This window comes from Pseudomonas frigoris (assembly GCF_047758635.1).
Classification (GTDB): domain Bacteria; phylum Pseudomonadota; class Gammaproteobacteria; order Pseudomonadales; family Pseudomonadaceae; genus Aquipseudomonas; species Aquipseudomonas frigoris.
Genome location: NZ_CP180479.1, coordinates 5494888 through 5516137, shown reverse-complemented (window position 1 = coordinate 5516137; position 21250 = coordinate 5494888). Strand labels below are relative to the sequence as shown.

The following is a 21250-nucleotide window of genomic DNA, read 5'->3' as shown; positions in this document are numbered from 1 at the left end:
TCGGCTGCGCAGCAGTCGTGAAATCAGACACCGCGGTGTGTCTGGAGAATCTTGCATGCAGGATTTACGACTGCTTCGCAGCCGAACGCAGCCTTCGGCAGCTGCTACACAAGTTTGCAATTGGCTCACGGGCGGTTAAGGTTCGTGCAGGTTTATCTGCCCCACGAGTCTCTATGTTCAACCGCTTCCTCTGCAAAACCCTCGCCTTCCTGCTGCTGGCCGGTGCCACGCTGTCGGCCCACGCCGATTGGTATCTGGATGGCGAGTCCTCGCGGCTGTCGTTCATCAGCACCAAAAACACCAATATCTCCGAAGTGCAGCGCTTTCTGGTGCTGCACGGCAAGGTCGATCCCAAAGGCCTGGCCGAGGTGGAAGTCGAGATGGACTCGGTCAACAGTGGCATCCCGCTGCGCGATGAACGCATGCGCAAGGACCTGTTTGAAATCCAGACTTTCCCCGAAGCACTGATCACCGCGCAGATTGATCTACGCCCGATCAACGATCTGGCGCCCGGCGCGCAACTTGAATTGCGCCTGCCGCTGACCGTCACCCTCCATGGCAAACAACACGAATACAACGCCGAACTGCTGGCAACCCGTCTCGATGACCGGCGTTTCCAGGTGGTGACCCTCGAACCGCTGATCATCAATGCCTCGGATTTCGACCTGGCCCCCGGCCTGGAAAGTTTGCGCAAGATCGCCGGTTTGTCGGCCATCAGTTTGTCGGTGCCGGTGGGTGCGGTACTGATTTTCACGGCGCGCTGACATGGCCGGCGCGATTTTCCCCTGGCGTGAAGGCAACCGTTTTGAACTGCTGATCGACGGTCCGCAGTTTTTTCCACGGATGTTGGTCGCGATTGCCCGCGCCGAAGAGCAGGTCGAGCTGGAGTTGTACCTGGTGGAGGCGGGTGCCTGTGCCGAGGCGATGGTTCAGGCGTTGGTCCAGGCTGCCGAACGTGGCGTGCGCGTGCGCTGCCTGTTCGATGATTACGGCAGCCTCGCGTTCACCCTGACCTTGCGCCAGCGTTTGATGGCGGCGGGCGTGGAGCTGCGTTTGTACAATCGCCTGAGCTGGCGGCGCTGGGTGGGCAACTTCTACCGGGATCACCGCAAGCTGTTGCTGGTCGATCAGAGCATGGCCGTGGTGGGCGGCACTGGGGTGACCGATGAGTTCTGGACACCGGGTGACGACACCAGCGAATGGCACGAGGTGATGGTGGAAATCACCGGCCCCTTGGTCATCGACTGGCAGTTGCTGTTCGACCGCCAATGGATCGCCAACCGGTATCGGCGCGCCTGGAAACCCGCTTCGCATTTCGGCCTGCCGCGTCTGCCACGCGTGCCGTCCATGGGCGAGGGCATGGGCCGGGTTGCCTATGCCGACGCCCGCCAGCACCGGGACATCCTGCAATCGTTGATTCGCGCGCTGAACAGCGGCCAGCGGCGGATCTGGCTGGCGACGCCGTATTTTCTGCCGACCTGGAAAGTCCGTCGCTCACTGCGCCGGGCTGCCGCCCGAGGTGTCGATGTGCGCTTGCTGCTGACCGGGCCACGCACCGATCACCCGTCGGTGCGCTACGCCGGGCATCGCTACTACCCGCGATTGCTCAAGGCCGGGGTGACGATCTTCGAATACCAGCCGTGTTTCCTGCATTTGAAAATGGTCCTGATCGACGACTGGGTGAGCATCGGCTCGTGCAATTTCGATCACTGGAATTTGCGCTTCAACCTGGAAGCCAACCTTGAGGCGCTGGACCCAGGGTTGACGCGTGCGGTGGCGGCAAGTTTCGAGAGGGACTTTGCGCAGAGCCAGGAAGTCAGCCTGGAGGCATGGCAACGCCGGCCGCTGTGGCGCCGAGTGAAGCAAAGGATTTGGGGATGGGTGGATCGGCTGGTGGTGAATCTGCTGGATCGACGCGGGTAGGGCAAGATCAAAAGATCGCAGCCTGCGGCAGCTCCTACATTGGGATGATGTACATCTTGTAGGAGCTGCCGCAGGCTGCGATCTTTTGCTTTAAGGGTTACAGCAGTTCAAAGCTCTGCTGTGTCACGTCCTGTGAATCCAGGCCGATCTCCACGTTGAACTTGCCCGGCTCGGCAGCGAACTTGAGCTGGGTGTTGAAGAACTTCAAGTCATCCTCGGTGATGGTGAAGTGCACGACTTTCTGTTCACCGGCCTTCAGCGTGATTTTCTGGAAGTTCTTCAGTTCCTTGATCGGTCGGATCATCGAGCCGGTCACGTCCTGGATGTACAACTGCACCACGGTTTCGCCGTCACGCTTGCCGGTGTTTTTCACCATGACGCTGGCGTCGAGTTTGCCGGTTTTGTTCAGCGTGGTCGACGACAGCGCCATGTCGCTCAGGCTGAAATCGGTGTAGCTCAGGCCGAAGCCGAACGGGAACAGGGGCCCAGTGGTGTCATCGAAATACTGCGAGGTGTAGTTGCCCGGTTTGCCCGGCGTGAACGGCCGGCCAATGCTCAGGTGGTTGTAGTAGGTCGGAATCTGACCCACCGAACGCGGGAAGGTGATCGGCAATTTGCCCGACGGGTTGTAGTCGCCGAACAGCACGTCGGCGATGGCGTTGCCGCCTTCGGTGCCGCTGAACCAGGTCTCCAGAATCGCGTCAGCCTGTTCCTTCTCTTCGAGAATCGACAGCGGACGACCGTTCATCAGCACCAGCACCAGCGGTTTGCCGGTGGCCTTCAGGGCCTTGATCAAATCGCGCTGGTTGGCCGGGATGTTCAGGTCGGTGCGGCTCGACGATTCGTGGGACATGCCACGGGACTCGCCCACCGCTGCCACCACCACATCGGCATCCTTGGCGGCTTTCACGGCTTCGTCGATCAGCACTTGGGCCGAACGCGGATCATCCACCACTTCCGGTGCGTCGAAGTTGAGGAAGTTCAGGTAATCGAGGACTTTCTTATCACTGGTGATGTTGGCGCCACGGGCGTAGATCAGCGTCGATTGCGCGCCCAGTGCGTTGGTCATGCCGTCGAGCAGCGTCACCGATTGCGCGGGTTTACCCGCGGCGGCCCAGCTGCCCATCATGTCGATCGGTGCCTTGGCCAGCGGACCGACCAGGGCGATTTTCGCGGTTTTCTTCAGCGGCAGGGTTTCGCCCTGGTTCTTCAGCAACACCATGCTGCGACGCGCGACATCACGGGCCTCGGTGCGGTGCAGACGGCTTTCGGCGTAAGTGTCGGCCGGATCATCCTCAGCCTTGCCGATGCGCAGGTACGGGTCCTTGAACAGGCCCATGTCGTACTTGGCGGCGAGCACTTCACGCACGGCGTTGTCGATGTCGCTTTGCTGGATCTCACCCGCCTTCAACAGCCCCGGCAGCTCTTTGCCGTAGAGGGTGTCGTTCATGCTCATGTCGATGCCAGCCTTGATCGCCAGCTTCGCGGCTTCGCGACCGTCACGGGCAACGCCGTGTTTGATCAGCTCGAAAATCGCCCCGTGGTCGCTGACGGCCAGGCCTTTGAAGCCCCATTGCTTGCGCAACAGATCGTTCATCAGCCAGGTGTTGGCGGTGGCTGGCACGCCGTTGATCGAGTTCAGCGCGACCATTACCCCGCCAGCACCGGCGTCGATGGCGGCGCGGTATGGTGGCAGGTAGTCCTGGAACATCTTGACCGGGCTCATGTCGACGACGTTGTAGTCGCGACCGCCCTCGACCGCGCCGTACAGGGCAAAGTGCTTGACGCTGGCCATGATGCTGTCGGCCGCGTTCGCGCCCGTGCCCTGGAAGGCTTTGACCATGACGCCGGCAATGCGCGATACCAGGTAAGTGTCTTCACCGAAGCCTTCGGAAGTCCGGCCCCAGCGCGGATCACGGGAGATGTCGACCATCGGCGCGAAGGTGATGTCGAGGCTGTCCGCCGCGGCTTCCTTGGCGGCGATGCGCCCGGACAGGCCGATGGCGTCCATGTCCCAACTCGAGGCCAGGGCTATCGGGATCGGGAAAATGGTGCGGTGGCCGTGGATCACGTCATAGGCGAAGAACATCGGGATCTTCAACCGGCTGCGCATGGCCGCGTCCTGCATCGGACGGTTTTCCGGTCGGGTAATCGAGTTGAACGTGCCACCGATGTTGCCGGCTGCGATTTCCTTGCGGATCAGCTCCCGAGGCATTTCCGGGCCGATGCTGATCAGGCGCAGCTGGCCGATTTTTTCATCGAGGGTCATCTGCTTCATCAGGTTGCTGATGAACGCGTCCTTATTTTCCAGAGGTGCGGGCGTCGTGGCGGCCAATACGGTATGACTGGCCAGGCTGACGAACAGGCCCAGCAAACACAGCTTCTTCATGAATAGTTTTCTCAAAAGCCTAAACGGCAGTGAATACGCGCCGGTCAGCCAAAATTTAGGGAGCGACTATTGTTGTTCAGGTAAATGCAGCACACTTCTGCGTGTTTTCGCGCTGGGGCATCTTTTAGCCCATTGGCTCGATGCAATCCAGTGGCGGCGGCAGATTATGCCCCAAGAGCCGGTTTCAAAGTTCGTAGGTTGTTTTTCAACGGAATGTGCAAGGGAGCATCAACCAGATGAATGTACGACACCACTATCGGTCGAGCCTGCAGGTTGCAGCCTTGATGTTGCTGACCACGCTGCTGGCCGGCTGCGGCATCAACACGATCCCGACCCTCGACGAACAGGCCAAGGCCGCCTGGGGCCAGGTGCAGAACCAGTACCAGCGCCGCGCCGACCTGATTCCCAACCTGGTGGAAACCGTCAAGGGCTACGCCAAACACGAAGAAGAAACCCTGACCGCCGTGATTGAAGCCCGGGCCAAGGCCACTTCGATCCAGGTCGATGCCAAGACCCTGGATAACCCGGAAAAACTCAAACAGTTCCAGCAGGCCCAGGATCAGCTGACCGGTGCCTTGAGCCGTTTGATGGTGGTGTCCGAGCGTTACCCGGACCTCAAGGCCAACCAGAATTTCCTGGCCCTGCAATCGCAACTTGAAGGCACCGAGAACCGCATTGCCGTGGCGCGTCGGGACTTCATCCTCGCCGTGCAGAAATACAACACGGAAATCCGTACGTTCCCTGGTCGCCTGTGGCACACCGTGATGTACAGCGATTTGCCGATCCGCGAAACTTTCGAGGCTACCAGCCCCGATGCGGAAAAAGCGCCGCAAGTGAAGTTCCAGTAAGCACCGGGACGGATTTGAAGCGTCACCACGGATGAGGTTGCCCATGCGCGTGTTGAAAATTGGCCTGGTGCTGTTGCTCTGGGTGTTTGCCCTGACGGCCCAGGCTGCGTTGAAGTTTCCGGAACTGACCGGGCGGGTGGTCGATAACGCCCAGATGATCGAGCCAGCGGTGCGTGAGCAGCTGACGCAACAGCTTCAGGCCCATGAAAAAGCCACCGGCGAGCAGCTGGTGGTGGTCACGTTGCCGGATTTACAGGGCACCGACATTGCGGACTTCGGTTATCAACTGGGGCGCTACTGGGGCATCGGCCAGAAGGACAAGAACACTGGCGCGCTGCTGATCGTTGCGCGTGACGATCGCAAGCTGCGGATTGAAGTCGGTTATGGCCTGGAAGACCGGCTGACCGATGCGCAAAGCTCGGTGATCATCAATCAGGTGATCACCCCGGCGTTCAAGACCGGTAACTTCAGCAAGGGCATCAGCGACGGGGTCGCGGCGATGCTCGTGGTATTGGGCGGCAATCCGCTGGATGAGCCTTCCACGGTGTATGACTCTGGCGGCAATCAGGAAAGCGACTTCGTCTCACGGCATCCGGGGATCTTCGTGTTTCTGGTGATGCTGTTCATCCTGACGATGTTTGTCTGCCAGATGCTCGGGATCCTGCCTAGCGGCGGCGGCGGTGGTCGAGGCGGTTCGAGCGGCGGGTTCGGCGGTGGAGGGTTTGGTGGCGGCGGTGGAGGCGGGGGCTTCAGCGGTGGCGGGGGCAGTTTCGGGGGCGGTGGTTCCTCGGGCGGTTGGTGATAACACTGCAGTTAATAACAATAGCGAACGGGCATTGGTGAACATGGCTTTATTGACTGAACACGAACAACGCAAAGTTGCCGAGGCGATAGCCCGGGTCGAGCGCGACACCGACGCCGAACTGGTGACCGTGCTCGCGGCCCGCGCGGACGACTACGCGTACATCCCGCTGCTCTGGGCCAGCCTGCTGGCGCTGGTGGTGCCGGGTATCGTGCATTACCTCACGGGCTGGCTGACCCTGCACAGTTTGCTGCTGGTGCAATGGATTACGTTCATCGTGCTGTGCCTGGTGTTCCGCATTCCGAAAGTCACCACGCACCTGATTCCGCGCTCGGTGCGTCATTGGCGCGCCTCGAACCTGGCGCGCCGGCAGTTTCTGGAGCAAAACCTGCACCACACGGTGGGCAGCACCGGCATGCTGATCTTTGTCTGCGAAGCCGAGCGCTATGTGGAAATCCTGGTGGATGAAGGGATTTCCAAACGGCTGGACAACAAGAACTGGGATGGGATTGTTGCGGCGTTTACTCAGCAGGTGAAGCAAGGGCAGACGTTGCAAGGGTTTGTGACGTGTGTGGAGGCGTGTGGCGAGTTGCTCAAGGTGCATGTGCCGGTGACGCATGTGAGGAATGAGTTGCCGAATCGGTTGGTGGTGTTGGGCTAAAAGCCCTCGGCAACGACTCGTACTTTGTAGCAGCTGGCGCAGCCTGCGTTCGGCTGCGAAGCAGTCGTGAATTCAGGCGCTGCGGTCAATCAGGCAAACCATGCATACCGATTTTGCGACTGCTGCGCAGCCGAACGCAGGCTGCGCCAGCTGCTACAGATCGCACCGTTCGGGAAATTACCCGTGCCCTGCATCCACATCCCCCCTAAAATACCCGCCATTCCCCGATCCGCACCGCCCGAGGCCGTTTTTTCCATGTCTGTCACCGCCACTCCCGCCAGCCTCGTGCCGGATCATCACGCCCAGTTCATCGACCTGCTGCAATCCAGCCTTGACCAGAACGCCTTCATCAAACTGGTGCTGGCCAAGTACGTCGGCACTGAAGCGGACTTGCAGCGGCTGATCATCAAGCAGCTGACGGTCAAGGATCAGCCCTGCCTGTCCTTCGTCTACCGCTACAAGACGCGCGACATCACCAAGAATTTGCCGATGGCCGAGGGTGTAGCGACCATCGCCGCACTCTTGCCGGCATCGTTCAAAAATGCGCATTTGCTGTCGCTGACGGATGAAGCTCAGCTGGAATACAGCAAAAAGGGCAAGTCTTCGCTGTTCAAGAGCAAACCTCAGCAATTGCGTGAAGTGCCATCCGCCGAGCATAACCGCGAGAAGAACCGCTTTCTCGACCTGAGCCGGCCGTTCCTGGCCGACCTTGGTGTGACGAACAGCAAGCACGAGCTGATCCCGGCGATGTCGCGCAAGTGGAAGCAGATCAACAAGTTCATCGAAGTCTTCAGCCACGCGCTGACCACCTCACCCCTGGCGCTGGACAAACCGGTTCAGGTGGCGGACTTCGGCTCGGGTAAGGGTTATCTGACGTTCGCGATCCATGACTATCTGCGCAACACCTTGAAGGCCCAAGGCGTTGTGACCGGCGTCGAGCTGCGTGAAGAGATGGTGGATTTGTGCAATGCCGCGGCCGCAAAGCTCGAGCATCCGGGGCTGGTGTTCAAGTGCGGCGATGTGCGCAGTGTCGCGCCGAGCGAGCTGGACGTGATGATCGCGCTGCATGCCTGCGACATTGCCACCGACTATGCGATTCACACCGGCATCCGTTCCGGCGCCTCGATCATCATGTGCTCGCCGTGCTGCCACAAGCAGATCCGCCTGCAAATCCAGAGCCCGGCGCTGCTCAAGCCGATGCTGCAATACGGTCTGCATTTGGGCCAGCAAGCGGAAATGGTCACCGACAGTTTGCGCGCGTTGTTCCTAGAAGCCTGCGGTTACGAGACCAAGGTGTTCGAGTTCATCTCACTGGACCACACCAACAAGAACAAGATGATCCTGGCGGTCAAACGTGCCGAGCCGGTTGATCCGGCCCAGCTGTTGGTGAAGATTCAGGAACTGAAGGATTTCTACCACATCAGCGAACATTGCCTCGAAACGCTGCTGCGTTCCGACGGTTATTTGGGTTAACGGCAAAAGATCGCAGCCTTCGGCAGCTCCTACATTTGGACGGCGTACGCCCTGTAGGAGCTGCCGAAGGCTGCGATCTTTTGATTTTATTTTCAGGCTGTAGCCACTCGTGCTGGCTTCACGGCGGTCTTGCGTCCCAACATCACGGTCACGATCACCCCGGCGGCAAACAGCCAGGTGATCGGCTCAATGTGTTCGCCGAAGAACAGTGCCGAAAAGGCGATGGTGAAGAAGATCTGTAGCAATTGGATCTGACTGACCCGGGCGATGCCGCCCATCGCCAGCCCGGCGTACCAGGCAAAGAAACCGATGAATTGCGAAAACAGCGAGACGTAACCGAAGGCCCACCAGGTCTTGGCCGAAATCTCGCCCTGATGTTGCAGCGCCAGGTACACCACCGGCCCGATCAGCAACGGCGTCGACAACACCAACGCCCAGCAGATCACCTGCCAACCGCCCATCTCCTTGGCCAATCGGCCGCCCTCGGCATAACCCAGGCCGCCAACGGCAATCGCGCCGAGCATCAGCAAATCACCGGCCTGAATGCTGCCGGCCCCGCTGATCAGCGCATAACCCAGCACCAGCGCGCTGCCCAGCGCAGCGCAGGCCCAGAAGGCTTTCGACGGTCGTTCGTGGGACAACCACGCGGCGTACAGCGCCACGCACAGCGGTTGCAGGCCGTTGACCAGTGCGCCGTGGGACGCCGGCAAGGTTTGCATGGCCCAGGCCGACAACACCGGGAAGCCGAGGATCACCCCGGCAATCACCAGGGTCAGGCCTTTGACCTGTTTCCACGTCGGCCACGTCTCCCGGCGCCACAGCAACAGCAACGCCGCAGGAACCGCCGCGAACAGCGCACGGCCCAGGCCGTTGAGCAGCGGATGGAGTTCCTGCACGACGATCCGTGTGAAGGGCAGGGTGAGGCTGAAGATCACAACGCCGAGCAGGCCGAGGGCCATGCCGGTGTTTTCGCGCGAGGACATGATGGCAACCAGAATCGAGGGTGGCGGGAAGAGTCTTCATCTAGCCATAAACCGGAGGCGTTGCTCTGTTACAGCTAGGTGCAGAGTTATCCGTACAGTTGCGAGTAATGCTCGCAACGTAGGAGCTGCCGAAGGCTGCGATCTTTTGAACTTGATCTTCAACAATCTTCGAAATCGCTTAAAGATCGCAGGCTTCGCCAGCTCCTACACTGACCGCGTACAACCATCAACTATAGGTTGTCGTAGTAGCTGGTTATTACCCGACTCGCTGGATAAGGACTACCTTGAATACTCCTGCAGGCCCACGTATTTCCCAGAGGAGTCCTCCCCATGGCGGCTAAAAAAATTCTGATGCTGGTCGGCGATTACGTCGAAGACTACGAAGTGATGGTGCCGTTTCAGGCGCTGCTGATGGTTGGCCACACGGTGCACGCCGTTTGCCCGGACAAAACCGCCGGTCAGACCGTGCGCACGGCCATCCATGACTTCGAAGGCGACCAGACCTACAGCGAAAAACCCGGTCACCTGTTTGCCCTGAACTTCGACTTCGCCAAGGTCAAGTCCGAGGACTACGACGCCCTGCTGGTGCCGGGCGGTCGTGCGCCGGAGTACCTGCGCCTGAACGAAAAAGTCCTGGAACTGGTGCGAGCGTTCGACAAGGCCGGCAAACCGATTGCCGCCGTGTGTCACGGCGCACAATTGCTGGCGGCAGCGGGGATTCTTGAAGGTCGCGAGTGCAGCGCCTACCCGGCCTGTGCTCCGGAAGTGCGCCTGGCGGGCGGTACGTTCATCGATATCCCGGTGACGGAAGGTCACGTACAAGGCAATCTGGCCACTGCGCCAGCCTGGCCGGCGCACCCGAGCTGGCTCGCCGGTTTCCTCGGGTTGCTGGGCACTAAAATCACGCTGTAACGAGGGACCTGTCCATGTGCGAGCTCTACGTCAAAGCCGATCCGATTCTCTACGAATCGCGCTCACGCTCGCTGCGCATCTGCGGGGTGGTCACCACCCTGCGGCTGGAGAATCAGTTCTGGGACATCCTCAGCGAAATCGCCGAGGTCGACGGCATGACCACCAACCAGTTGATCGCCAAGCTGTATGAAGAGGTGATGGACTACCGCGGCGAGGTGGTGAATTTCGCCTCGTTTTTGCGGGTCAGTTGTACGCGCTATCTGAGTCAGCGACGGATTGCTCCTCCACAGATGAGCGTGGTGCGGTCGGCCTGAACATCAAAAGATCGCAGGCTTCGCCAGCTCCTACAGAGGTACGCGATCCCATGTAGGAGCTGGCGAAGCCTGCGATTTTTTGATCTTGCGGTTGAGGTGGTCTTTACTCTGAAGCGCGAAACCTCTCAATTGCCAAGGAGAAAGAGCATGTCTGGATGGTATGAAGTGAGCAAAAGCAGCAATGGTCAGTTCAAATTTGTACTGAAGGCCGCCAACGCGGAAACCATTCTGACCAGCGAGCTGTACACCACCCGCGCTGCCGCTGACAAAGGCATCGCGTCGGTTCAGAGCAACAGCCCGAAGGATGAACGCTACGAGAAGAAAACCACCAAGGATGGCCATCCTTACTTCAACCTCAAGGCCGGTAACCACGAGATCATCGGTAGCAGCGAGGCTTACACCTCCGCTGCCGCGATGGATAAAGGCATCGCCAGCGTGAAGGCCAACGGGCCGACCACGGTGATAAAGGACAAGACCTTGCCGGTGCTCTAAATCCTCCCTTCAAGTCCTACCATACAAGCGAACCTGCTCGCGATGGCGTCAGCGGCGTCGCCGCTAAACCTCAACCGGGACTGTGAGCTTCGGACTGCCGAGCGAATGCGTCTTCGAATCAAAAAACCGCAACTCACTCCCGGTTCCTTCAAAAACCTTCGCGTAGTGCCGCTTCTGGTGCTGAATGAACGCCTTGCTGCGAGGATAAATCGAGATCGCCACCACCTGCGGTTTCGCCTGGCGCAAGGCGTGAATGATGTGGCTGTCCTGCTCACCCAATGCATGACCGAACAGGCACAACCCGTCGCCATGGCCAAGTAACTGGTCGTAGCAGAACGACAGATAGTCCGAGCTGCGAATGGTCTTCAGCTTGTCCTGCGCCGGACCTTCATTGACGAACAGCGGCACGTCGTCGAGGGTCTTGATCGTGTTGTTGATCGCGAAACTGCCGAGCAACGTGCCCTCGGTCGACATCAGCTTGCGCGCCGTGCCGTCCTGATTCCGCACCAGATGCAACCCGCCATGCAGGTAAAGCAGCCGGGTTTTATCGGTCGCCGTGGCGCTCAGATCAAAGCTTGATTCTGCACCCTGAAACAGGTCGCTGATCGCATCAGGCTGGTGCTGGGTCGCCCAGTAATTGAGCAGATCGTAGTTGGTGGTGAACACCGTCCGATAGCGGCCCAGTTCCTGATTGATCGCCGCCAGCGTCGAAGGCACCACCAGCCGCCACGGGATGTGCACCGCGTGCACGGTGTTGATCAGCGCTTCCTTGATCGCGTAGTAACGATTGCGTGGTGCGGCGGAACTCACAGCCAGGGCCTTGTTGACCCGACTGGTGGTTTTCAGCGCGCTGAGCACCTGCTCGAAGCTGCGCGTCTGCATCGCGTCGAACACGCTCAGCTCGGACTGGCTCAGGGGTTTTTCTTCGACGGTGCGGGCGTTTTCGAACAGCGAGTCGTAGCCGAAGTCGTCCCACACGGCGCGACTGGCGCCGTTGCCCACCAGCAGGCCGCTGAACGAGGCGGTGGCGCGCAAGGCGTTCCAGTCTTCAAGTTGGGCATCAACATCCTGGAAATCGGTCATTGCGGTCAAAGTCTCAAAGCAAAAGGTCTTGATGGGCGGCGACTTTATCACGACCAAGACTTGAGCCAGATCAAGTTACTGCGTGACCGATAGGTCGATCCTGTGGGTACCCGCTGGATCGGCGCTGCCGATTCGGCCTCAGCCAGGAGACTCGCTCATGAGCAGCACGTTTTTCATCCCCTCCGTGAACATCATGGGCATCGGTTGCCTCGACGAAGCCATGGACGCCATTCGCAAGTACGGTTTTCGCAAGGCACTGATCGTCACCGACACCGGGCTGGCCAAGGCGGGTGTAGCGAAGATGATTGCCGAGAAACTGGCGATGCAGGACATCGATTCGGTGATTTTCGACGGCGCCAAGCCTAACCCGAGCATCGCCAACGTCGAGAGCGGTCTGGGGCTGCTGAAAGAAACCCGCTGTGACTTCGTGGTGTCCCTGGGCGGCGGTTCGCCCCATGACTGCGCCAAAGGCATCGCTTTATGCGCAACCAACGGCGGGCAAATACGCGATTACGAAGGCGTCGATCAATCCACCCAACCGCAACTGCCGCTGATTGCCATCAACACCACCGCCGGCACCGCCAGCGAGATGACCCGTTTCTGCATCATCACCGACGAATCCCGTCACGTGAAAATGGCCATTGTCGATCGCAACGTCACGCCGCTGCTGTCGGTCAACGACCCGGCGCTGATGGTCGCCATGCCCAAGGGCCTGACGGCTGCCACTGGCATGGACGCACTGACCCACGCCATCGAAGCCTACGTTTCCACGGCGGCCAATCCGATCACCGATGCCTGCGCACTGAAGGCGATCACGTTGACCAGCAACAACCTGCGCCTGGCCGTCCGCGACGGCAGTGACATGGCCGCGCGGGAAAACATGGCGTACGCGCAGTTCCTCGCCGGCATGGCGTTCAATAACGCATCCCTGGGTTATGTCCACGCCATGGCTCACCAGTTGGGCGGGTTCTACGACTTGCCGCATGGTGTGTGCAACGCGATCCTGCTGCCTCACGTACAAAGCTTCAACGCGCTGGTTTGCGCCGATCGCCTCACCGATGTCGCCCTTGCGATGGGCGCCGATGTTCACGGTTTCACCCCGGAAGCGGGCGCCCAGGCGGCCATCGTGGCGATCCGCAGTCTGTCCAAAGACGTGGAAATTCCCGCCGGTTTGCGTGAGCTCGGCGCCAAGCTCAACGACATCCCGATCCTCGCCACCAATGCCTTGAAAGATGCGTGTGGCCTGACCAACCCTCGCGTAGCGGATCAGCGTCAGATCGAGGAGATTTTCCGCAACGCCTTTTAGGAAGTTTTACGACCGGGCGCGAGCATCACGCAGAGCATTGCGCCCAACGCCAGCAAGGTACACAGCAGTGAAAGCGGCCATGCTTGCGGGCTCGCGATCAAACTGGCGATCCCGCCGATAACGGCAGCCATCAGTTGATGAATGAAACCGCTCAACGCCATCGCATACGCACCGCCGACCGGCGAACCGTCATTGGCCAGGGACAGGCTGATCGGGTAAGTCAAAGACTGGCCAAACACCGGAACGCAATAGGGCAACCAGAACAGCAGCGCCACTGAAGTGCCCGTCAAACTCCCCAGCAACATCACCGCGCTGCCGGCCAGCACCAGCCCTACGCCCGCCGTCATCAACCCGTGTTGACCGGTGCGAAGTACAAAGCCATTGACCGCCAAAGCCCCCAGAAAATACGCCGCGCTGATCGGCCAACCCAACACCCCGTATTCCACGGCCGACCAGTTGAACGGTCCTTGCAGAATCAGCGGCGCGGCGGTGTTGAACGCGACAATCACCCCATACCCAAGGCCGCCGGTGAGGGCCGGCAGCAGAAAGGCGCGATGACGCAAAATGCGCCAGTAACTCGGCCAGGCGGATGACGGGACATTCTCCTTGGCCAGCACCGGGAACGTAACCCGAGCCACGACCAGCCCCATCATCAGACTCACAGCACCCAACAGGTAGAAAATCGCTGGCCAGCCCAGCGCCACCTGGATGATCGACCCCAGGTATTGGCCGATCCCCAGCGCCACCACAAAGGAAATCGAAATCCAGGACAACGCCTTTGCAAGCAGGTCGCCGCGGAAACTGTCGCGGATCAGCACCCGGGCCATGACCGAAATGCCGCTGGCGCCAATGCCCTGAACCAGTCGAAACGCCAGGAACGATTCAAGCGTCTGGCTCAGGGGCAAGGCCAGATTGCCCAGCCCGTAGATGCCCAGCGCGGCGAGCAGCACCGGTTTTCGGCCGATGCGCTGGCCCAGGCTGCCCCAGAACAACATCGGCAACGCCATGCCGATCAGATACACCGCCAGCCCCCAGGACACCTGCGAGGCGGCGGCGGACAGATCCCGGGCCATGTCCGGCAGCGCCGGCAGGTAAATGCTCATGCCCAACTGGGCGAGGAAAACCGTGCAGCAGGTGACGAGGAGGGTGGTACTGCTCTTCATTGAATCTTCCCTGATTTCAGTTCAACAGCCGATGTCCCGGCCTTGAGTGCGTAAAAGCTCGGTAATGAGTTCACAAAAGTGGCGGATCAGCGTCGGCTCCATGTCGGCGCGCAGGGTGATTCTGATGGCCGCCTTGCCTTGTGCGACCACCGGAAAAAACACGGCCGAGGTGAAGAAACCGTGATTGGCCAGTTCCATGGCGATGTTGTTGGCCAGCGCTGCTTCGCCGCAGTTGACCAGTCGAATGGCCATGTTGCTGTTGTGTTGATCGGTGCGTATGAGGCTGTCGAACAGCCGGATATTAACCTGAAGTTTTTCCTGCAACGCGGCAAATTCCGGTGTGCGATGAAGCAGGATGGACGCTCTGCCCGCGCCAATGGCTGCACTGTTCAGGCTTTGCGACCAATTGCTGGGGCCGCCGTAACGGGCAATGAGCTTCTTCTGCCGTTCATTGCCCAGCATTACCAGACCACCGCTGGCGCCAAACGACTTGGCCAACGAGGCGACGATCAGGCAGTCATCCTCCAGTGCGTGCAACCTGGGGCGCACGAGGCCAGCGCCCATTGTCCCGACGGCGGACAGCGCGTGGGAATCGTCCAGGTAGAGAAACAACCCATAGCGGTCCTTCAGATACAAAAGACTGTCCAGGTCTGCGACCCCGCCCATGCTGTAGGCGCCGTCTGCGACATACGCGACGGTGCGGTGCTGCTGGCACTGCTTCTCGAGAAAATCCATGTCGTTATGAGGGCAGGTCACGACCGTGGTTTCATCCGCGCAGGCGGCTTTGAGGTGATTCATCGAGTAATGCGCCAACCGGTCGAAGACCATCACGGGAGGGCGGTTTTCCGTGAACACGCCGCTGGCCAGCAACGGCAGGATTCCGGCACTGGCCGCACTGCACGACAAGGTGCTCAGGCAACTGGCGCCGAACAACTCGGACAGTTCGGTTTCGTACTGTTCCAGAATTGCCAGCTTGCAGCGGTTCTTTGAGTTGGCGACGCGAAGGGTGCCGGTTTCCCACAGGGTATTCATGGCGCCGTCGAGAATATCGGGATGGTGATCCAGGCCTAGGTACGACGTCGTGCAGAAATGATGAAACGCGCGCCCGTGCTGATCGAGCATTCGGTTGGCACTTTTGATTTCGACGTTAAGCCCCGAAATTTTCCCGGCTTCAGCGCTCTCCCAATCGTGATCGGCCAACGCAATGACTTTGCGGTAGTTGGTGTAGCGGTTTGCCGCGTGTGCTGTCTGGTCCATGTGAAGATGACTTTCCTTGAGTGAAACGATCCATGGGGTTGTTGCAGTTCGTGTGTGTTTCCAGACTTTACAGAGCGCGGCGGAGGCTTTGAATCGGCTGTTTCCGGTATGGCTGAGTGTTACAAGAGATTTATGCGTAGGGCGATGCCTCGTGATGTTGTGGGCTAATTGCTTTGCCGAGTCGCGTAGAAACCGGGCTATCCTGCCGACTCAGTCGAACAGAAGTCATCGAGCCCTCCATGCTGCAAAAAAGCCTGATCCGCCGCCTCGACCTGATCACTCTCCAGCTGTTTGTCGCCGTTCATGAGGAGGGCACGCTGACTCGTGCGGCCGCGCGTGAAGCCATCGCCGTGTCGGCGGCCAGCAAGCGGCTGATGGAGTTGGAAGAAGCGCTGGGCATCAGTCTGTTCGTGCGCCAGGCCAAGGGCATGACCCTGACGCCGGCCGGTGAAACCTTGTTGCACCATGCTCGGCAGATGCTGTTCAACGTCGAGAAAATGGGGCTCGAACTGGGCGAACACAGCCACGGTATCCGCGGCTATGTGCGGATGCTCGCCAACCTGTCGGCGATCATTCAGTTTCTGCCCGAAGACCTGCGGGACTTTTCCGAGCGTCATCCTCAGGTCAAGACCGACCTCGAAGAACGCCCCAGCAGCGGGGTGATTCAGGGTGTGCTCGATGGCGTGGCGGACCTTGGGATCTGCTCCAGTGACAGCGACGTCAAAGGTCTGCACAGCGTGCTTTATCGACAGGACAAGCTGATGGTGTTGATGCTGCCCGATCATCCGTTGGCGAGTCGTTCCAGCCTGGCCTTCGCCGATACGCTGGGCAGCGATTACGTCGGTCTGCATTCCGCCAGTTCGATCAATATGCGTACCCACGCAGCCGCGCGCGAGGCCGGCAAAGTGCTGCGGCTGCGGATTCATGTACCGGGTTTTGACGCCATGTGCCGGATGGTCCAGGCCAACATGGGCATCGGCATCCTGCCGCAAAAGGCCTATGAACTGTTTGGCCGGGCGCTGGGCTTGCACGCGGTGCCGTTGACGGATGACTGGTCGGATCGTGCGTTGGTTCTGGTGGTACGCGATGAAGCGGCACTGTCGCCGGTGAGCCGGATGTTGTTTGAGCAGTTGCGCGGGCAGGTCTGATCATTCTCGATTGGATGGACTGGCCTCATCGCGAGCAAGCTCCCACAGTGGATCTTCGGTGTGACATAGATCGAGTGTGGGAGCGGCGGTGCGACGATTCGACTTGCTCGCGAAGGCTGACCTGAGGTCGCAGTAATCTTCCAGACCGTTCGCGTTTCGCGAACGCTCGTTGCCAACTGAAGGTTGGATTCCAGCCCCCGTGGTCCTCTAGCCTTGGCTCATATTCCAAGAACAACATGAGGTACCCCGCGATGACTGCCCCCTTGAGTGCAATCAAAGTGATCGAGATCGGCACGCTGATCGCCGCGCCGTTCGCCGCGCGCATGCTCGCCGAGTTCGGCGCCGAAGTGATCAAGATCGAAGCCATGGGTCAGGGCGACCCGCTGCGCAAATGGCGCAAGCTGCACGAGGGCACGTCGCTGTGGTGGTACCTGCAATCGCGAAACAAGAAGTCCCTGGCACTGAATCTGAAATCCCCCGAAGGCATTGAACTGGTCAAGCAACTGGCGACCAGCGCCGACGTGCTGATCGAAAACCTGCGCCCCGGCGCCCTGGAGAAACTCGGTCTGGGCTGGGACGTGTTACACGCCCTCAATCCTAACCTGACGCTGGTGCGTATTTCCGGTTATGGGCAGACCGGCCCGTACCGCGATCGTCCTGGGTTCGGCGCCATCGGCGAGGCCATGGGCGGGATCCGCTACACCACCGGCACACCCGGTTCACCCCCGGCTCGGGTGGGCGTCAGCCTCGGCGATTCCCTGGCTTCGCTGCATGCGGTGATCGGTGCCTTGATGTCGCTGCTGCGGGTCAAGACCGGGCAGGGCGGTGGGCAAGTGGTCGATGTGTCCCTGGCTGAAAGTGTGTTCAACGTCATGGAAAGCCTGGTGCCGGAATACGACATGCTCGGCCATGTTCGTGAGCGCAGCGGCGGGGCCTTGCCGGGCATCGCGCCCTCCAACACCTATCTGACGGCCGATGGCGCCTACGTGGTGATCGCCGGCAACAGCGACCCGATCTACAAGCGCTTGATGGACGTCATCGGTCGCCGTGATCTGGCCGATGCGCCGGAGTTTGCCCATAACGACGGGCGTGCCGCCAAGAGCAACGTGCTCGATGCGGCGATCACTCACTGGACCAGCAGCCTGCCGATCGACGATGTGTTGTCGGCACTGGAAGCTGCCGAAGTCCCGGCCGGGCGCATCTATTCAGTCGCCGACATCGTCGCCGATCCGCACTATCAGGCGCGGGACATGTTGCTCAACGCCGACCTGCCCGGCGGCGCCACGGTGAAGATGCCCGGAATTGTGCCGAAAATGTCCGAGACTCCCGGTGGCGTGAACTGGTCCGGACCTACATTGGGCCAGCACACCGACGGCATTCTCGCGGGACTGGGCCTTACCGGTTCGGACATCGAACGGCTGAAAGCTCAAGGGGTGGTGCAATGATCACTGATTTTTCCGAGACCCTGATTGTTCAGGAAGTCTCCCCCCGCGACGGCTTGCAGATCGAGCCGACCTGGGTCGAAACCGTCGACAAGATTGCCTTGATCGATCAGCTGTCACTGGCCGGTTTCAGCCGCATCGAAGCAGGCTCGTTCGTTTCCCCCAAGGCGATTCCGGCGCTGCGCGATGGTGATCAGGTGTTCAAGGGCATCACCCGGCAACCGGGGGTGATCTACGTCGCGTTGATCCCCAATCTCAAAGGCGCGCAACGGGCGCTGGCGACGGGGGCCGACGAGTTGAATCTGGTGATGTCCGCCAGTCAGACCCACAACCTGGCCAACATGCGCATGCGTTGCGAAGCCTCATTGGCCGCGTTCGGCGAGATCGTGCAATACGTTCGCGGGACGACGGTGCGACTCAACGCCAGCATCGCCACCACCTTCGGCTGCCCGTTTGAAGGCAAGATCGATGAGGATCGCGTGCTGCAAATCGTCGAGGCCTATCAGGAGCTCGGGATTCAGGGCATTACCCTGGCCGACACCACCGGCATGGCCAATCCGCGGCAGGTTGATCGTCTGGTGCGGCGGGTTTTGCAGCGAGTTTCGCCGGCTGATTTGACCCTGCATTTCCACAACACTCGCGGGCTAGGTCTGTGCAACGTGCTGGCCGCCTATGAGGCCGGTGCCCGACGCTTCGACGCGGCACTGGGCGGGCTCGGCGGATGCCCGTTCGCGCCGGGTGCCTCCGGCAATATCTGCACCGAAGACCTGGTTAACCTGTGCGATGAGATCGGCATTCACACCGGCATCGATCTGCCGCTGTTGCTGCAATTGTCGCGTGGATTACCCGCGCTGCTGGGCCACGAAGTGCCCGGTCAGCTGGCCAAGGCCGGACGCAATTGCGATCTGCATCCGTCCCCGTCCTGACCAAACCGAATCCCCTGTGGGAGCGGGCTTGCTCGCGAAGGCGGCGTGTCAGTCGACATCAATGCTGAATGTCAGACCGCATTCGCGAGCAAGCCCGCTCCCACAGTAAAAGCATTCATACCCGAGCATCTCAACCAGACAACAAAAACAATCGGACACCCACGGGCAGTCCGCCTGGAGAACCATCATGAGCCTTAATGTACTGGAGGCGGGCGCGAGCCCGTCCGTTAGCCACGACGAAGAAAAAGCCCTGGTCAGCAAAGTCGCCTGGCGACTGATGCCGCTGATCATGGTCTGCTACCTGTTCGCGTTTTTCGACCGCATCAACATCAGCTTCGCCAAGTTCCAATTGCAGACAGACCTGAGCCTGAGCGACACCGCTTACGGCCTCGGCGCCGGGCTGTTCGTGGTTGGTTACGTGATCTTCGAAGTGCCGAGCAACATGATGCTCTACAAGGTCGGCGCCCGGCGCTGGATCGCCCGGATCATGATGTCCTGGGGCCTCGCCACCGCGGCCATGGTCTTCGTCAATAGCGAATGGCAGTTCTACGCGCTGCGCTTCGTCATTGGTGCGATGGAAGCAGGTTTCGCCCCAGGCGTGCTGTATTACCTGACGCTGTGGTTCCCGCAGCACTATCGCGGACGCATCACTTCGATGTTGTTTCTGTCGTCGGCATTTGCAGGTCTGGTCGGCGCTCCGTTCTCCGGGCTGGTGCTGCAGCACCTCGACGGTTTTATGGATATGCGCGGCTGGCACTGGCTGTTTCTGCTGGGCGGCGTGCCTTGCATTGCCCTCGGCTTGCTGGTGCTGACGTTGCTCAAGGACCGCATCGAAGACGCTCACTGGCTGACACCGTCAGAGAAGACGCTGCTGGCCAGCCGTATCGCGCACCATGAACCGCACAAGAGCGGTGGCTCGTTGCTCGCCGCACTGCGGATTCCGGGTTTCCTGACCCTCGGGCTGATCTACTTCCTGATTCAGGTGGCGTCCTACGGCTTGAACTTCTGGGCCCCGCAACTGATTCGCAGCGCCGGCGCCGAGAGCCCGGTGATGATCGGTTTGCTGACCGCCATCCCTTACATCTGCGGCGCCATCAGCATGGTGGTGATCGGGCGGTTGTCCGATTCGACCGGTGAACGGCGCAAGTTTGTGGCAGGTCTGGTCGCGGTGGGCGCGGTGGGGTTCTTCTGTGCAGGGATTTTCGCTAACCACACGACCTTCCTGATTGCCGCGCTGGGCTTGCTCGGTGCCGGGATCATCGCCTCCATCCCGAGCTTCTGGACCCTGCCGCCCAAACTGCTGGCCGGTGCTGGTGCAGGGGCTGCTGGCGGAATCGCAGTGATCAACACCCTCGGCCAGTTCGGCGGCATCGTCAGCCCGGTGATGGTGGGGCGGATCAAAGACCTGACGGGCAGCACCACGCCGGCACTGTATGTCATCGGCGTCGCTGCGCTGATCGCCGTCGCGCTGTTGATGTGGGGGTTGCCACAGAAGCTGCGCACGCTCGACAAGTTTTAAAGGTTTCGCAGGCTACGCCAGTTTCTGCATCGACCACGCATCGCTGCAGGCGCTGGCGAAGGCTGCGATCAAGACGTTGCTGTTATCGCTTTTTCCAATGTGCCACCGAACTGAATCAACACCACTCCAGCCATTAACAACACCGCCCCAAACACCCGCGGTACTGTCATCTCCCGCTCCACCAACCCAAACCACCCGAAGTGATCCAGCACTAGCGACGCCACCACCTGTCCCGCCAGCGCCAAAGCAATAAACCCCGATGCCCCGAGTTTGGGCAGCAACATCAGCGCCAGCGAGATGAAGCACACCCCAAACGCGCCACCGGCCCACATCCACAGTGGCGCCTTGCTGATGAACGCCAGCGACGGCAACGGCAAACGCAGCGCCAACATAACCGGCAACAACACCACAATACTCACCAACAACGACGCGAGGGTTGCCCACAACGGATGACCCAAGCCGCGACCGAGGTTGGCGTTGATCGCGCTTTGAAAAGGCACCACCGCCCCGGCTATCACGGCCAGCAGCAACAGCCCGGCCCAATGCAACGTACTCATGATAAATCTCCAACAGGTTTTGCTGGACTCTAGAGTATTCGTCGCGCAGATT

At 60.2% G+C, this 21250-nt stretch carries 20 protein-coding genes; 14 read left to right on the top strand and 6 right to left on the bottom strand.

The genetic code is table 11. From position 1 onward, the window contains the following. Positions 1-173 precede the first annotated feature (173 nt). Both ACMXYH_RS25360 and ACMXYH_RS25355 read left to right on the top strand, forming a co-directional pair. Positions 174-764 (top strand): YceI family protein, encoded by a 591-nt coding sequence (locus tag ACMXYH_RS25360; RefSeq protein ID WP_415765324.1) that lies wholly within the window; start codon positions 174-176, stop codon positions 762-764. 1 nt (position 765) lies between these two features. After that, complete coding sequence (locus tag ACMXYH_RS25355; RefSeq protein ID WP_415765323.1) at positions 766-1923, top strand: phospholipase D-like domain-containing protein; 1158 nt, start codon at positions 766-768, stop codon at positions 1921-1923. A gap of 97 nt (positions 1924-2020) precedes the next feature. Here the strand turns inward: ACMXYH_RS25355 and bglX are convergent, their stop codons facing one another. Next, entirely contained in the window at positions 2021-4312 is a 2292-nt protein-coding gene (gene bglX / locus ACMXYH_RS25350; protein WP_415765322.1) for a beta-glucosidase BglX, read from the bottom strand. 236 nt (positions 4313-4548) lie between these two features. Here bglX and ACMXYH_RS25345 point away from each other — a divergent pair, with 236 nt between their 5' ends. The 4 genes from ACMXYH_RS25345 (at position 4549) to ACMXYH_RS25330 (ending at position 8096) form a co-directional block, all read left to right on the top strand. Next, entirely contained in the window at positions 4549-5160 is a 612-nt protein-coding gene (locus ACMXYH_RS25345) for a LemA family protein (RefSeq protein WP_129441859.1), read from the top strand. A 43-nt stretch (positions 5161-5203) separates the two neighbouring features. Beyond that, positions 5204-5962: a TPM domain-containing protein gene (locus tag ACMXYH_RS25340; RefSeq protein WP_415765321.1), complete on the top strand. Its 759-nt coding sequence runs from the start codon at positions 5204-5206 to the stop codon at positions 5960-5962. Positions 5963-6005: 43 nt separating this feature from the next. Beyond that, positions 6006-6623 carry a TPM domain-containing protein gene (locus ACMXYH_RS25335; protein ID WP_415765320.1) on the top strand — a complete coding sequence of 206 codons (618 nt, stop codon included), beginning with the start codon at positions 6006-6008 and terminating at the stop codon, positions 6621-6623. 255 nt (positions 6624-6878) lie between these two features. Beyond that, positions 6879-8096 (top strand): class I SAM-dependent methyltransferase, encoded by a 1218-nt coding sequence (locus ACMXYH_RS25330; protein ID WP_415765319.1) that lies wholly within the window; start codon positions 6879-6881, stop codon positions 8094-8096. Positions 8097-8188: 92 nt separating this feature from the next. Here ACMXYH_RS25330 and ACMXYH_RS25325 read toward each other — a convergent pair whose 3' ends face one another. Beyond that, complete coding sequence (locus tag ACMXYH_RS25325) at positions 8189-9079, bottom strand: DMT family transporter (protein ID WP_415765318.1); 891 nt, start codon at positions 9077-9079, stop codon at positions 8189-8191. Positions 9080-9409: 330 nt separating this feature from the next. Here ACMXYH_RS25325 and ACMXYH_RS25320 point away from each other — a divergent pair, with 330 nt between their 5' ends. The 3 genes from ACMXYH_RS25320 (at position 9410) to ACMXYH_RS25310 (ending at position 10797) form a co-directional block, all read left to right on the top strand. After that, complete coding sequence (locus ACMXYH_RS25320) at positions 9410-9991, top strand: DJ-1/PfpI family protein (protein WP_008152949.1); 582 nt, start codon at positions 9410-9412, stop codon at positions 9989-9991. Between the two features lie 14 nt (positions 9992-10005). Continuing rightward, the gene (locus ACMXYH_RS25315) at positions 10006-10305 is read left to right on the top strand and encodes a ribbon-helix-helix domain-containing protein (RefSeq protein ID WP_415765316.1); all 300 of its coding nucleotides are present in this window, start codon (positions 10006-10008) and stop codon (positions 10303-10305) included. 147 nt (positions 10306-10452) lie between these two features. Then, complete coding sequence (locus ACMXYH_RS25310) at positions 10453-10797, top strand: YegP family protein (RefSeq protein WP_134418842.1); 345 nt, start codon at positions 10453-10455, stop codon at positions 10795-10797. 63 nt (positions 10798-10860) lie between these two features. On the opposite strand, the gene ACMXYH_RS25305 is transcribed toward ACMXYH_RS25310, so the two are convergent. After that, positions 10861-11880, bottom strand: coding sequence for a DUF4917 family protein (locus tag ACMXYH_RS25305; RefSeq protein WP_415765315.1), 1020 nt, complete (start codon positions 11878-11880; stop codon positions 10861-10863). Positions 11881-12037: 157 nt separating this feature from the next. Here ACMXYH_RS25305 and yiaY point away from each other — a divergent pair, with 157 nt between their 5' ends. Beyond that, on the top strand, positions 12038-13186 hold the full coding sequence (gene yiaY, locus ACMXYH_RS25300; RefSeq protein ID WP_415765314.1) for an L-threonine dehydrogenase: 1149 nt from the start codon (positions 12038-12040) through the stop codon (positions 13184-13186). Here the strand turns inward: yiaY and ACMXYH_RS25295 are convergent. Both ACMXYH_RS25295 and ACMXYH_RS25290 read right to left on the bottom strand, forming a co-directional pair. Beyond that, positions 13183-14349 carry an MFS transporter gene (locus ACMXYH_RS25295; protein WP_415765313.1) on the bottom strand — a complete coding sequence of 389 codons (1167 nt, stop codon included), beginning with the start codon at positions 14347-14349 and terminating at the stop codon, positions 13183-13185. The two genes, yiaY and ACMXYH_RS25295, sit on opposite strands and share 4 nt — an antisense overlap. A gap of 21 nt (positions 14350-14370) precedes the next feature. Further along, positions 14371-15606, bottom strand: coding sequence for an aminotransferase class I/II-fold pyridoxal phosphate-dependent enzyme (locus ACMXYH_RS25290; RefSeq protein WP_134418846.1), 1236 nt, complete (start codon positions 15604-15606; stop codon positions 14371-14373). A 239-nt stretch (positions 15607-15845) separates the two neighbouring features. On the opposite strand from ACMXYH_RS25290, the gene ACMXYH_RS25285 reads away from it, so the two are divergent. The 4 genes from ACMXYH_RS25285 to ACMXYH_RS25270 all read left to right on the top strand — a co-directional run bounded on the left by ACMXYH_RS25285 (position 15846) and on the right by ACMXYH_RS25270 (position 20641). Continuing rightward, the gene (locus ACMXYH_RS25285; protein ID WP_415765312.1) at positions 15846-16754 is read left to right on the top strand and encodes a LysR family transcriptional regulator; all 909 of its coding nucleotides are present in this window, start codon (positions 15846-15848) and stop codon (positions 16752-16754) included. Between the two features lie 251 nt (positions 16755-17005). After that, entirely contained in the window at positions 17006-18199 is a 1194-nt protein-coding gene (locus ACMXYH_RS25280; protein WP_415765311.1) for a CaiB/BaiF CoA transferase family protein, read from the top strand. After that, complete coding sequence (locus ACMXYH_RS25275; protein WP_415765310.1) at positions 18196-19122, top strand: hydroxymethylglutaryl-CoA lyase; 927 nt, start codon at positions 18196-18198, stop codon at positions 19120-19122. The genes ACMXYH_RS25280 and ACMXYH_RS25275 overlap by 4 nt, the downstream gene beginning before the upstream one ends. 187 nt (positions 19123-19309) lie before the next feature. Then, on the top strand, positions 19310-20641 hold the full coding sequence (locus ACMXYH_RS25270; RefSeq protein WP_415765309.1) for an MFS transporter: 1332 nt from the start codon (positions 19310-19312) through the stop codon (positions 20639-20641). Between the two features lie 68 nt (positions 20642-20709). Here ACMXYH_RS25270 and ACMXYH_RS25265 read toward each other — a convergent pair whose 3' ends face one another. Beyond that, entirely contained in the window at positions 20710-21198 is a 489-nt protein-coding gene (locus ACMXYH_RS25265) for a DMT family transporter (protein WP_129441881.1), read from the bottom strand. Positions 21199-21250: the final 52 nt, after the last annotated feature.